Genomic DNA, 12,591 nt, shown 5'->3' on the forward strand with positions numbered 1-12,591 from the left:
CGTCGCCTGTTCTCGCATTCTCGGGTAGGGACAGGCCGGTGTTTATTGCCGTCGGACCTCAATGTCGCGGTGGTTCTTCTCGACCCAGTCGGCCATCCGGTTGCCCCGCAGCGCTATGAACTTCAGCGAGGCTTCCTGAACCCTGACGTACTCGTCCTTCGTGACCGGGACGCCGAGGCGCGTGAAGACCTTGTCCTCATCCTCCTCGAGGAAGAAGTCGATCTTCCCCTCCGGCGTCACGAGATCCTGGAAGTGGAAGAACTCCACGAACTTCTCGAACGTACGGAAGAGTTCGAAGAAGTCCCCATAGTTAGTGGTGACGTCGGCGAGGGGGCTGCCTGGCTCCTTGGCGTAGTGGCGCCGAATGCATTCCAGAGTCAAGTCCATCCGGTCCGCAATCCGTATCCGCATTCCCCTGGCGGTGTTGAGGGTGGGCAGGTGTATTGTCCTGACGGGCCAGATCATGGCGCTGCCGATCGTGTACGGCGGGTCGAAATAGCGGCGCTTCTGCTCCTCACTCAACTCGGCCTTAGCCTCGACCAAGGCCTTGGGCTTCCCCCACCTGGTGTAGGAGTTCGTGATGGCGTCACTGCCGACCGTGAACCACTTGTCGGGCGTCTGCTCGAACATCAGGTAGTTTTTCCGACGCACCTTGGGAACTTCCGAGACCGCCAGTTCGAACAGCTGCCCCTCGCATAGCTCCTTCTTCCAGAGCAGCTGATGGTCAGCCTTGAGCCGCGGACTATGGGAGTCCGGGTCCCTTCCTGGAGGCGTGGTGTCGAGCAGGTAGTTGAAGGCAATGTCGAAGACGCGCATGGAAGGAAGTCTATGTGCCCGCCTTTTGCGAACCGCGGAACCTGCAGCTGAAACAACTGCACGGTCGCGCAAGCACTTGGATGATAATCTTCGGCGGCATTGGGCTCCTCCAAGGACCCGCGGCCACCCCTTTAGCCAATCCCTTGGTGAGAACCTGGCGCCGGGCTTGCAGAGCATCGGGCCGCCTACGACAAGCTTCGCCCTGATTTGCTCTGGTTGATGAGTTCCCCTATATCCACGCCTTCCCACACGGGCTAGCCTGGCTCCGCTTCAGTGTGCTGCGTGCTGATCGAACGCGAACTAATCAAGCTGCTGACCATACTTGGCCTGATCAACCGCGCTCTCCCTGTATGGCCGTCCGTCCTACCGCGTCCCGCTGGCGGGCATCTGCTGGTGCGCACAACACTTGCGCCGCTTCCCGGGCAGTGAGGCCACCCTGCCCAGCGCCGTGACTCTGACGTTCGAGGCAGTACGTCAGCTTGCCCTCCATAAGGTCAAACGCCGCCGACCCCCTACGCGGACCGGCAGTCCTGGTATTTATCTATCTGGATGACGTCAGCGACGGCCGTGTCTTCAACGGCCTCTTTTTCGGCCGACATCTCGACTGTGTGGTTGGTACTGTGCCGGAAGGCCGCGGGCGGGTTGGCGGTCTCGGCTGCGAACTCAGGAGCATCTCCGTTCACGGTTGGGACCTCTGGCTCGTTCAGCTTCGGGCGGAACAATCGCTGCGCAAGCCGTTTCCCCCCGGGCACGACTTTGGTGTCCCACAATGGTCTGCCCTTGGTGTCCCACAACTTAGTCGCACCCGGAATGAGGTAATTTTTCGTCAACGGAATCACGTACTTGTCAATGAGAAGCAGAGTGCGGTCGAAGTTTTGCTGGCGACGACGCTCTTCGGCCTCTTCTTCGCGCCTGCGGCGCGCGTCGTTCTCGCGGCTCGACCGCTCGTCGGCTCTAGGCTGGTTGGCCGGCTTCGGACGCCTCGGGTTCCGGTATTGGCTGCGTGGTCCTCAGTCCCAATTCTGACTATGGCAGTTTGATTCAGGACCGGTGTGACGGCTTGAACCAGGACCACCCACGACTCGCCGGTTGCTTGTGACGGTTTGAGTCAGGACCACCCCCATTTCCGCCCTGCACCTTCATTCCGTTCTGGCCGGAATTGGAGCACGGCCCAGCCTGTGTCAGGTCATCGGCGGCTCGCTACCGACGTGGGACATAAACCCTCGGCATCGCGAGAGGTTCCGGCCGTACAGTGCGGGGCAGTTGGAGAATCGAGTCCCTGGTGTCACGACTGGGCCGCCTCTAAATCTCAGGACGAGCAAAAGGAGGCGGATCAGGAACCACGACAGGAGCATAAAGGACCATCTGGTTTGTCCATGTCATGGCGTGCACGGGCTCCTGCGATCGCGGAAATACGCGGTAGCGAAAGTGGTCCTCGGTACCAAGTAGCCTGTCCATCTACATCTGTAGATAGACAGGCAACTTGGTCCTTTGGACAAACTAAACGGTCCTTGGACAAACTAAACGGTCTTTTGGTCCTTCGTGTGAGATGTCGATGTGAGATTCCACGGTAGTTGGCCAACTGCCTGGTTTTGCGATCGGAAGCTACTGGGCGGTTGGTTCACTAGTCGGCGAAACGGTTTGGCGGAGGCTGAGCCGGTTGGCGATTGTTGTGGAAGATATAGGTCGCTGGAGTTGCGTTTAGGGGGTCCAGCTTTTGAGGTGTTTTGCTGCTGTGCCGTTGTTGCCGAGTTGGTAGACGCTGATTCCGGCAGGCGAGAAGGTGAATGTGTCGAAGTGTTCTGCCTCGATTGCGGCCAGGTCGTCGAGTGTTGCGAGACCTATGGTGACGTGGGCTATGTAGTTCGATCCGCTGTGAAGGGGCACGTACTCGTCGATGTATTTGATGGTTGAATCGTTGATTTCCGGCTCGGTTTCGGTCCTGACGTAGGCATCGGCGGATCCGCCGTTTTCTGTATACGGAGCCAGCGCGTCGATCAATCGGGCCTGAAATTCGAGGACGTCAGGGCCCGGGATGACGACGATGGCGGTGAGGCCTGCACCCGGTGTTGCGTCTACTGTCATGTGTGCGACTTTCGCAGCGGTCAGCGAGAGCTTTCCGAGATCGAGGGTGGCCAGTATCCTTTCTATCGCGTCGAAGACGTGGTCGAGGTCTGCGGTCCTGACATAGCGTTGCAGGGTGGTGATGTGAGGCTGGTGATGCTCGTCGAGCGCGAACCCGTTCGGGAAGCTGGCGAGCATCCGTGCGTTTGCTGACCGGGCGCGGCTCACCATCATCTCATCGGGGTCGATCAGGATGTCGATCGCAGTGAGATCGCTCATGAATGCGTTCCTTCGTGTCTTTCAGGTGCGCTCATTGCTGCTGGCCGCTCTTTGCTTGCGAGCAGCGGGAACCAGTTCGCAAGGAAGCCCCGGATGACGTTGACGACTTGGTCGTTGGGGATGTCGGCCTTGGGGTCCTTCGGGAGTCCCTCGATCTCGCCGTCGTGTTTCGCTGCGAACTCGCGGATCCCCTGGAGCAGGCTCTTGCCGAGACTGGAGATCACCGCGCCGAGTGCGGCCATCTCCTGCTGCATCGGCGGCACCGGCCGCGCCTTCGGGACCGGCCAGGTCTTCGGGTCGCGTGGGGTGTCGAGGGTGAAGACGCTGGAGAAGGTCCGGGCGGCCGCGTCGCGTGCGGTTAACGGATCTCCCAGACCCCACTGCTCGCGCAGCGTCGCGATCAACGAGGTGTGCCGGTACTCCTCGGTGGACACCTCTCCTTCGGCGACCCACGGCGACACGATCACCGCGGGGGTGCGATAGCCGGAGCGGTCGAACCCGAAGCCGAATTCGCCGGGCGAGGACGCCTTGTCCGGGCTCGGCACGGCAGGCGGCGGGACGTGGTCATAGGTGCCGCCCGGCTCATCAAAGCCGATCAGCAGCGCCGTGTTCCACACGGTGGTGCCCGTCGTGCCCTGCATCCCCCGGTAGGCGGCGTAGATCCGCGATAGGAACTCCTCGCCACCGAGGATCGACGACGGCGGGTCGTCGCCGGGTAAGGTCACGCTGGCGCTGAGGGACCGACTGACCGCGGGGTGGTAGTCGTTGTGGCCGATCATCAAGTTCGGCTCGATGAACGAGAAGTCGGGCAGGTCGCCGTTCGCGGCATCCGTTTCGAACTGCGCAAACGGCACGACGTGCGTCGCCAACTGCTTCTCGAGTCGCTGGTAGTGGATCAGCCCGTGCGCGGAGAACGCCATGGGCTCGCTGACGTAGATCTTCCACGTCTTGCCGTGGCTGTCGAGCCGGTTGAAGATTGTCTCGGCGTCGTTGTTCTTGATGAACTTCGATGTGGGCGGGTTCCACACGTAGCCCGACGAGGTGGCCGCGGTCCAGAACGCCCGGTTGGGTGCCGTCTGAGAGGGGACCTCGCAGAACCAGTGGTCGAACACCCCGAAGCCGCGGGCCAGCCCGTTGAGGACCGGGACCTGCTCGGGGGTGTACCCGGTCATGATCTGCGCGTACTCCTCGTAGGTGGGCTGGCGACCGACCTCGCCGGTGAAGTTGCTGATGTAGTCGGTGACGAACCCGTCCATCGTCGGAGTCTGCCCCGGTGCCGGGGCGTTGTGCGGCGGGCCGATGGCCTCCTGGATCTTGAAGCGATTGTGTTCATTCAGGACGTTGTACAGCTGGGTGTTGGTGTGCGGGTACTCCTCGCCCGAGTCCGGGTTCGGGCTGTCCATGCTCGTCGCGACGGTGTACGGCACCACCTTGCGATCGGCACCGTCCTCGGCCCACTCCGGGATCGGGTTCGACAGGTCCTTGCCGATCACCCCCTCGAACGTCTTCCCGTCCTCGGGGCCGTACAGATGGCCGAGCACGTTGTCCAACGACCGGTTCTCGAACACGACCACCACCATGTGATCCATCGCATTGCTTCGACTAATCGCCATGCTTTTCCGCCTCCATCTCGGTCGCTTCGCCCCCTCGACCTCCATCTCGGTCCCTCCGCCCCCTCGAACCGTCCTACGCTCGCGCCTCAGCCCTGTCAAGGCCAAGTCGGAGCCGGGGCTGGGGAACTACTCACCGAGCAGCTCTGAATCGCACCCACATCGGCAAACCCGGTAAAGGAAGGTGTCAGCCGCAGCCTGCCAATAGCGACACACCCAGTAAGAACGAGTGGTCGCAGCACCGTCGCGCTGGCCAGTTCGGGACTCAGTGGATGCCTAACGGAGATGCCGTGACGCTCCTACGACTTGCGCCAGAAGCCCGGGGCGCACCAATCACTCCGAAGCAGACCTTGCCGGCTATGGAAAGCAGCAGCGCGAGAACAAGTCGCGCTCACACCAACGAACAAGGGAGCGTGCCCCCGAGCTGCCGCGGCTTCTCGTGGCGACCGAGAAGCGATTGCGCGCAACCAAACGTTGGCTAGAGGAGGCCGAAGAGCTCGCGCCCGGCGCGCGATCGAGTGGGAAAACGGCACCTACACCCGGATCGACACGACCCGTGTCATGCTCCGCCCGGTCGGGTCAAGCAGTCAACAAGAGAACATCGACCTCACGAGGCTCGAAGAGGACGCGTTCTGGTCTTGGGCAATCGTGCACCTCCTGCATCAGGTGGGTCTGCGGATCGAGGAACTCCTTGAGCTCGATCAGTTTTCGATCCAGCGCTGGAGACATCCGCAGTCGGGCGAAGTCATCCCGCTTCTGCACGTCTATCCGTCCAAGACGGACAAGGAGCGCCTCATCGTCGCTTCTTCCGAGCTAGTGCATGTGCTCGCCCAGATCGTTCATCGACTAAGGCAACCAGACGGAACGCTTCCGCTCACACGTCGATATGACTCGCACGAGCACGAGGTCTCGCCCGCCGCTCCGTTGCTGTTCCAGCGCAAGATCGGAACGCGTTATCAGTCCATGAGCTATCAGTACGTCTATCAGCGAAAGAGCGAGGCCAGCGATTGGGCCGGAATTCGCAGGATCACGGGCAGCGACATGACCTACACCCCGCACGACTTGCGGCGCATCTTTGCGACCGACGCTCAGAACAGCGGAGTTTCGATCCACGTCATCGCAGCGCTACTTGGTCACGAAAGTATTGAGACGACGCAGAGCTACGCTGCGGTATATCCGGAAACAGTGATCACCGAGCACGGGCGCTTCATCGTTCATCGTCGAGCCCAGACGCCCGGAGCCGATCAGCGCGAGGTAACGGAAGAGGAATGGGGAGACTTCCAGGGCCACTTCATCGAGCGCAAGCTGAGTCTGGGCAGCTGCGGCCGGTCTTGGGGCTCGAGCTGTCAGCACGAACACGCGCGTGTTCGCTGCAGCCWGCTTCGGCCTGATCCCGATGAGCTCGACAGGTTCGTCGACATCCGCGACAACGTGATCGAGAGGATTGCCGAGGCCCGCGAATACGGCTGGACCGGAGAGGTCGAGGGCCTCGAAATCACGCTCGCGGCAGCGAACGAAAAGATCGCTCGTATTGAGAGCTTGCGGGCGGAGCCGGATGCTCCGACGATCCTAGGTCTTCTACGACTTCGACCACGGGAGAGCTAGGGCGTGTCCGACAAAAGTCGGGCCACAGGACGATAGCCGACGGGGACTTCCCTTCTCTCACCCACTTACGGCTCACTGGGGGTGGCGGATTGCGGTAGCGAAGCGGAGGATGGTCGCGTGAGCGAACCTGACAGCACCGAGGCGGTTCCCGACAAACCTTTGCGTGCCCGGCGAATAAAACACATAGTCGGTGCAGTACTCGTCGTCGTTGTCGTACCTGTCGTGGTGCTGGATGCACTTGTCGGAAAGTTCGCCGCGGACGCACTCCTCCTCGGGCTGCTCTTGGGCGTTGTCGGCAGCATGGTCGGCGGCACACGGCGGATGGTCTATCTCGCGATACCCTTCGGAGTCGCCGGCGCGCTGGGAGCATTCACCGCATACAGCTGGTGGTGGGCTGCGCTGCTTGCGCTCTTAGGGCTGATCTCCGGGGTTGGGATCGGTTTCGGCTGGTTGCCCTCCTTGTTGATGCTTCCCTTCGCTGCAACGTTCGCCTCGCCGCTTCCCTCACCACAACACGCAGCGGCATACGGGATCTTTTCCGGCATTGGACTGCTTTATGGCGCCGTACTCGCCCGCCGGTTCAAAGCACCCGCAATCGTGGACGGTCAACACGTGGCGGCCCCGGCCGCAGCCGCGGTGGCCGGCGCCTTGTGCATCGGGTTGGGCGGAACCGCAGCGATCGGTGTGGCGCTGGGATGGACCGAACCGTACTGGGTTCCCGAACCAATCCTGATTTTGACCCTGTACATCATCATGGGCAAACGAGAACGCATAGGTCAGAAGGCCCTTGCAACGGCGGTCGGCGCGATTGCCGCAGTGCCAGTCGCGATCCTGGCACCACCGACCTGGCTTGTCTCCGTCCTCGCCTCTGCGGCCTTTATCCTCGCGCTCACGCAATACAAGAAAAGCTACTGGCGTTACTACAGCCTGATCACCTTCTCCCTCGTCCTCACCCTCGCCCCACCCGGCCAGGTTGGCGCTGAGGCAGCCCACCGCGGCACCGAAATCCTCATTGGCATCGGAGTCCTCACCCTCGGACTTGCCATCCTCCACGCCGTAAGCGGGTGGCTAGCCAAACACGACCCAGAACCGGTACTCAGCACCAGACCCACCCAACTGTCAGACACGCCCTAGTTCAGAGAAGGGAACGAAAGCCGAGAATCTCACCGACCGGATGTTGTCGGCACCATCAAGGCTTGAGACGGCAGATCTACTCCTGCGACTGGCCCCGGCGGGGAACAAGCTGCGGGTCAGTGCTCATGGCGGTGATTTCGGCGTACAGGCTCTGACGTGACTCGGAGAGAGTCTTGATTGCGACACGGTGCTTGCCTCGCCACTCCTCGGAGAGCGAATTGGCTGCAGCGTCCAGCGCCGGCCGCGTCTGCGGCAGCATTGCCAGCCCCGCTACACGCACGTGAGCATCACGGAGCGCGTCCTCGTCATCCGCTTCGGCCGCCAAATGGTCGACGTAGGTGCGAGCGAATGAGCGGTTCTAGAGGCGCGCCGTGCCGTCCGGTGAGGGGCGCAAGCGCATGGAGCCGCGGATGACTCGCGGCTCCTGGAAGTTCGGAGCCTGCTCCGCCGGTGGACAGATCGTGGTCAGTGCATTGCTTGCCCTGAACAAGCTCTGGTCCGAAAAGGGATTCGACGCCGTATCCTTCTGGATCTACACGGCGTGGTTCGCGGTTAGCGAGGCGCAATTCCTGTATCTGCTCCGCGTCCGGAGAAACGAGGCACCATTCTGGGACGAGGAGGAAGCCCGCCGGGCGGACTGGGATCAGCGGGGCCGGCAGCTGTAGCCCCGGCCCAGGCTTTGGGGGACAGGCCCCGGTGCGCCCGTTTGCTTCCCGCCGCCGGTCTGCTTGCATGGAGCCATGACTGAACAGCCGCCCGCGGCGGTAACCGAAGACCTGGGCCGGCTGCGGGCAGCCCTGGCCGCTGTCATACCGGCCAGGACGGAATCCAACCTCCTGGTCGGGACCTGGACCATCCGCGCACGGGGTGACCTGACCGCCAAATGGCTGGCCGGGCCCAAAGACTCGCCCAAGCGGGACTGGCACGCCATCGCCTGTCTGGCCGAGGTGATCCCCCGGTTCGACGTCGTCGCCGTCCAGGAGTCCCGCCGCAACCCTGTAGCCCTCAGGCGGCTCCTGGCCAGCCTCGGCCCGGACTGGCAGGTCATCGTCTCGGACGCGACCGAAGGATCAGCCGGCAACGGGGAACGCCTGGCGTTCCTGTACGACAACACCCGGGTCCAGCCCTCGGGCCTGGTCGAGGAGATCGTGCTGCCTCCGATCGGGGAGGACCCGGCCCGCCAGTTCGCCCGCACCCCGTACACCGCCAGCTTCGCCAGGGCCGGGGTGGAGTTCACCCTCGCCTCCGTGCACATCCTCTGGGGAAAGAACCCCGCGGAACGGCTGCCGGAGATCACCGAGTTCGCCCAGTGGATGCACGACTGGGCGGTCCGGCCCAACGACTGGAAACTCAAACCTCATCGTGCTCGGCGACTTCAACCTGGACCGGATCGGCGACCCGCTCTACGAAGCGTTCATCTCCACGGGCCTGTGGCCGCCAACCGAGCTGAACGCGGTCCCGCGGACGATCTTCGACGACGACAAGACCAAGCACTTCTACGACCAGCTGGCCTGGTTCTCCAAGCCCGACGGCACCTCCCTGCTGAAGGGCCTCACCTACGGGCAGCGCGCCGGCACCTTCGACTTCATCCCGCACGTCTTCCAGGGCCTGACCCGCAGCGAGGTGTCCTGGCGGATCTCGGACCACTACCCGCTCTGGTGCGAGTTCCTGGTGGCCTGAAGTGCCCCGGTCCTCTTTGACGACGGGAAGGAATGAGGTGCCTGCAAGAATAGGCGCATGCCCCTGCATGACTATCCGATTCGACGGTTGACGGAGGATCCGAACAACGTTCTGGACCGCCGGACCTGGCCGGCGTCCCTGGCTCCCGTCGCCCAGGTCCTCGACCAAGGACTCGATCTGACATCCGCCACCATCCTGGTCGGCGAAAACGGTTCCGGTAAATCCACGCTTGTCGAGGCCATCGCCTTGGCCTACGGCTTGTCACCGGAGGGAGGATCAACTGGAGCGCGGCACACCACCCGGTCCACTGAATCCAAGCTCTCCTACCACCTCCACCTTCTCCGGAACGCCGGCACCACCAGACGGGGCTACTTTCTGCGCGCCGAAACCATGCACGGCTTTTTCACCTATCTCGAGGAAAACCCAAGCAGGACCGGTGACATTCCGTTCCATGACATGTCCCATGGCGAGTCTTTCCTGGAGTTGGCCGTGGACCGCTTTCGGGGGCCCGGATTGTGGGTGCTCGACGAACCCGAATCCGCGTTGTCCTTCCAGGGATGCCTTACCCTCCTCGTCGTCTTGAAGGACCTGCTGGCCGCGGGCAATTCGCAAGTCATCATGTCTACGCACTCGCCCGTATTGGCTGCCCTGCCTGGGGCGCAGATTCTGGAAGCCGGGCCGTGGGGTCTGCGGCCTCGGGCGTGGGAGGACCTGGACATGGTGACGAACATGCGGTCATTCCTCGAGTCACCGGAGCGCTATCTCCGCTACTTCTAACTTCGAGAGCTCGCGAGCCGGGCTCATCAGGCGATTCTGAAAGGCGTATGGCGCTGGTCTTCCTGACCGCGGCAGCGCCATGCCCCACTCCTCGATGCTCGAAACCTGCGCTCATCGTAACGCCCACTGTGAGCATCCGAACTGTCGTAGCAATCGGTGCAACAAGGCTTCCGGCCGCGGAGGTCGGCTAACCTCTGAGAGGCCCCGTGTTTGTCCGGGGCACACTGAACACTACTGGGGGAACCATGAAGAAGATCTTTGCCGCCGTGTCGCTCTCAACCCTGACGGCAGTGCTGGTCGCGGGGTGCGCCGGCTCACCGAAGACCGAGACGCCAACCGCCTCGACAGCGGCGGAGGGATAGGGCAGCGCAGCCTCGCCCGGACTCACTCTGACAACTGCACTTCCAACCGAGAGCATCCAACCATGGCAAAGACGGCCACCATCATCGGCGCGGCCGCAGCCGCCCTCATCCTTATCGGACTCGGACCGCTGCCCATCGGTTACTACACACCGCTCAGATGGGCTGTCTGCATCGCCGCCGTTTGGATTGCCGTCTTGGCCCCGCAGAACGGCAAAGCGGGTTGGCTGTTCCTCTTGGTACCGGTGGCCATCCTGTTCAATCCGATCGCCCCCGTGTACCTGATGACGAGAGCGGCCTGGGCGCCTTGGGATATGGCCGCCGCCGTGATCCTGGCCGTAGGCGGAACCCAGATGGACAAGGCCGCGGCGAAAACAAGCGCCTGAGCGGCCTGCCCCGTCACCAGCCGGAGCGCTCGAACGAGCGCCTCGCCCAATGGCCAGGACAGCTGCCCCAATGCGGTCCGCCGGCTCATCCCACGTCGCACGGTGCCAGTGGACCTCAGCCTCTACCTGGCCCACGAGCCCGTCGCCGAAATACAGATAGCCGAGACGATCTGCGTGGAGACTGCCCAGACTCCTTGAGCCTCCGTTTGCGTAATCCATGCACGGATTGTTGTGATGTCTTACACCGTGTGTAACATCCGAAACATGGGCAACACGCCCTTGACGCTTACGGGGGAAGCGATCGTCCTAGTCTGCCTGCGCATCGACGCCACTGTCGTTTGCGCGGGTGCTGGGGTTCCTTCCGTGGACGCCAATCATCGCACCGTCTCCGCGCCTCCGCAGGCGTGCCTCAATCGGGTGTCCGCGAAAGGACTTTCATGACACAAACCCCCAGCACTGCACCGTACCCGGTGTTCTCCCCAGGTCAGCTTAAGCCGGGGCATAAATCGTTCCTTGTCACCTGGCTGCTGGCACTGCTCCTCGGTGTCTTCGGCGCTGACCATTTCTACCTCGGCAGGAACCGGTCCGGCGTCCTGAAGCTCGTCACTCTTGGCGGTCTGGGCATCTGGTCATTCGTCGATTTGATCTTGACGCTCGCGAACAAGCGGAGCGACAGCCAGGGTCGAGGCCTTGAAGGATACGACCAGCACAAACGGGTCGCACTCATAGTCACCGCCGTCGCGATCATCGGCGGCATGGCCATCAACTCCGCTCGTGGTGGCTCCGCGCCCGCAGCGACTACGGCTTCTGCACAGGTCGTAACCGCAGCTTCCGCTCCCGCTTCTACCCCGCCTGCCGCCGTTATTGTCCTGGCGGACTACTCCGGCCGGAACCTCCAGGAAGTGAACGCCGAACTGAAGAAGGCTGGCCTCTTAGCTGAGGTCACGTCCGACAGCGGAAAGACTGTCATTCTTGATTCGAACTGGACGGTAGTCAAGCACACGCCGTCTGCCGGAATGTCCGTTACCACGGGCGAGACAATCAACCTGACGGTGACCAAAAAAGACGCAGCAGAGAGCGCCGCTAAGTCGGCAGATGCAAAAGAGAGCGAGAAGGCGCCGGCCGAGAAGGAAGCCGCACTCAGCACGGGTCTGACGGTTACTTTTGCGATGGCAGCGTGCAACGAACGGGGCGATCGAGAGTTCCGATACGGATACAAGCCGCATTGGGTCTTCGGCGTCCTGGCGGAGCGTATTCAAGATGACCAGTGGTTCCTGAAGGTGGAAGCGGACGTCACCAATGCCTCCAATGCAACGGCACTCATGAACGTTGAGTGCTATGTCACTGGGACGAATGAGTCACCCACCGTCGTTAACTTTCTCGCCTACTGACATGGGATCAGGCACGGCGTGCAATCGTGAAATGGGAAAACCCCTGATGCCCTACGCTTGGCGGTCGTAGAATCATCGGCGCTCCAGCTATAAGAAAGCTTCTGACCTGCGAGGAGCGGCTCGGACCACGGGCCTGGTTTGCGGCAGCCGGGGCTGGCTTTCTGGCTCCCAGTCCGATGGTGCATAGTGGCCTGCGCAATCTAGTCGTGGAGCGAATTCGCCAACTAGCTCGGCCGCTAGGCAATGGCAGTCGCTCAAGGAACTGGCGGAACCGAGAGGATTCGTTTCTGGGGGTTTGCGCCAACAAGGTTCCGACCTCACACCATCCCTGAGCTCGTATGTCCCTGGAACGGCCCCGCACGCAGACGCGTGCGGGGCCGTTCTTATGGAAGCACTTTCGCGCGATATGGCGGTTGCCCCGAGGAGTAGTTCGCGTTGCGCAGCCACCGACAGGTCAACAAGATCTGTATCTACCTGTCCGCTGATGCCT

At 62.3% G+C, this 12,591-nt stretch carries 12 protein-coding genes; 7 read left to right on the forward strand and 5 right to left on the reverse strand.

The genetic code is table 11. The features are described from left to right. Positions 1-42: 42 nt before the first annotated feature. From AC1DZQ_RS06305 to AC1DZQ_RS06320, 4 genes are all read right to left on the reverse strand, one after another. Positions 43-816 carry a DUF6994 family protein gene (locus AC1DZQ_RS06305; protein ID WP_476962697.1) on the reverse strand — a complete coding sequence of 258 codons (774 nt, stop codon included), beginning with the start codon at positions 814-816 and terminating at the stop codon, positions 43-45. A gap of 512 nt (positions 817-1,328) precedes the next feature. Beyond that, the gene (locus AC1DZQ_RS06310) at positions 1,329-1,499 is read right to left on the reverse strand and encodes a hypothetical protein (RefSeq protein ID WP_476947055.1); all 171 of its coding nucleotides are present in this window, start codon (positions 1,497-1,499) and stop codon (positions 1,329-1,331) included. A 1,018-nt stretch (positions 1,500-2,517) separates the two neighbouring features. Next, positions 2,518-3,159 (reverse strand): hypothetical protein, encoded by a 642-nt coding sequence (locus AC1DZQ_RS06315; protein ID WP_476962698.1) that lies wholly within the window; start codon positions 3,157-3,159, stop codon positions 2,518-2,520. Beyond that, positions 3,156-4,772 carry an alkaline phosphatase family protein gene (locus AC1DZQ_RS06320; RefSeq protein ID WP_476962699.1) on the reverse strand — a complete coding sequence of 539 codons (1,617 nt, stop codon included), beginning with the start codon at positions 4,770-4,772 and terminating at the stop codon, positions 3,156-3,158. The genes AC1DZQ_RS06315 and AC1DZQ_RS06320 overlap by 4 nt, the downstream gene beginning before the upstream one ends. Positions 4,773-5,330: 558 nt before the next feature. On the opposite strand from AC1DZQ_RS06320, the gene AC1DZQ_RS06325 reads away from it, so the two are divergent. Beyond that, positions 5,331-6,374: a tyrosine-type recombinase/integrase gene (locus tag AC1DZQ_RS06325; protein ID WP_476962700.1), complete on the forward strand. Its 1,044-nt coding sequence runs from the start codon at positions 5,331-5,333 to the stop codon at positions 6,372-6,374. A gap of 117 nt (positions 6,375-6,491) precedes the next feature. Further along, positions 6,492-7,508: an FUSC family protein gene (locus tag AC1DZQ_RS06330; RefSeq protein WP_476962701.1), complete on the forward strand. Its 1,017-nt coding sequence runs from the start codon at positions 6,492-6,494 to the stop codon at positions 7,506-7,508. Positions 7,509-7,584: 76 nt separating this feature from the next. Here AC1DZQ_RS06330 and AC1DZQ_RS06335 read toward each other — a convergent pair whose 3' ends face one another. Further along, the gene (locus AC1DZQ_RS06335) at positions 7,585-7,767 is read right to left on the reverse strand and encodes a hypothetical protein (protein ID WP_476962702.1); all 183 of its coding nucleotides are present in this window, start codon (positions 7,765-7,767) and stop codon (positions 7,585-7,587) included. A 151-nt stretch (positions 7,768-7,918) separates the two neighbouring features. Here AC1DZQ_RS06335 and AC1DZQ_RS06340 point away from each other — a divergent pair, with 151 nt between their 5' ends. From AC1DZQ_RS06340 to AC1DZQ_RS06360, 5 genes are all read left to right on the forward strand, one after another. Beyond that, the gene (locus AC1DZQ_RS06340) at positions 7,919-8,173 is read left to right on the forward strand and encodes a hypothetical protein (RefSeq protein ID WP_476962703.1); all 255 of its coding nucleotides are present in this window, start codon (positions 7,919-7,921) and stop codon (positions 8,171-8,173) included. Between the two features lie 697 nt (positions 8,174-8,870). Continuing rightward, positions 8,871-9,188 (forward strand): hypothetical protein, encoded by a 318-nt coding sequence (locus AC1DZQ_RS06345; RefSeq protein WP_476962704.1) that lies wholly within the window; start codon positions 8,871-8,873, stop codon positions 9,186-9,188. Between the two features lie 57 nt (positions 9,189-9,245). Next, positions 9,246-9,965 carry an AAA family ATPase gene (locus tag AC1DZQ_RS06350; protein ID WP_476962705.1) on the forward strand — a complete coding sequence of 240 codons (720 nt, stop codon included), beginning with the start codon at positions 9,246-9,248 and terminating at the stop codon, positions 9,963-9,965. A gap of 424 nt (positions 9,966-10,389) precedes the next feature. Beyond that, a complete protein-coding gene (locus tag AC1DZQ_RS06355; RefSeq protein ID WP_476962706.1) occupies positions 10,390-10,710 on the forward strand; it encodes a DUF6804 family protein in 321 nt (106 codons plus the stop codon). 437 nt (positions 10,711-11,147) lie between these two features. Next, positions 11,148-12,101, forward strand: a complete 954-nt coding sequence (locus AC1DZQ_RS06360) for a YPYG domain-containing protein (RefSeq protein ID WP_476962707.1) — start codon at positions 11,148-11,150, stop codon at positions 12,099-12,101. The last annotated feature ends 490 nt before the right edge of the window (positions 12,102-12,591 follow it).

Source organism: Arthrobacter sp. P1_C12_2 (assembly GCF_056406415.1).

Bases quoted from the DNA above. Each gene is read 5' to 3' on its own strand.
- AC1DZQ_RS06350 (WP_476962705.1), top strand. From the start codon at position 9,246: ATGCCCCTGCATGACTATCCGATTCGACGGTTGACGGAGGATCCGAAC.
- AC1DZQ_RS06340 (WP_476962703.1), top strand. From the start codon at position 7,919: ATGACTCGCGGCTCCTGGAAGTTCGGAGCCTGCTCCGCCGGTGGACAG.
- AC1DZQ_RS06355 (WP_476962706.1), top strand. From the start codon at position 10,390: ATGGCAAAGACGGCCACCATCATCGGCGCGGCCGCAGCCGCCCTCATC.
- AC1DZQ_RS06335 (WP_476962702.1), bottom strand. From the start codon at position 7,767: ATGCTGCCGCAGACGCGGCCGGCGCTGGACGCTGCAGCCAATTCGCTC.
- AC1DZQ_RS06315 (WP_476962698.1), bottom strand. From the start codon at position 3,159: ATGAGCGATCTCACTGCGATCGACATCCTGATCGACCCCGATGAGATG.
- AC1DZQ_RS06320 (WP_476962699.1), bottom strand. From the start codon at position 4,772: ATGGCGATTAGTCGAAGCAATGCGATGGATCACATGGTGGTGGTCGTG.
- AC1DZQ_RS06305 (WP_476962697.1), bottom strand. From the start codon at position 816: ATGCGCGTCTTCGACATTGCCTTCAACTACCTGCTCGACACCACGCCT.
- AC1DZQ_RS06360 (WP_476962707.1), top strand. From the start codon at position 11,148: ATGACACAAACCCCCAGCACTGCACCGTACCCGGTGTTCTCCCCAGGT.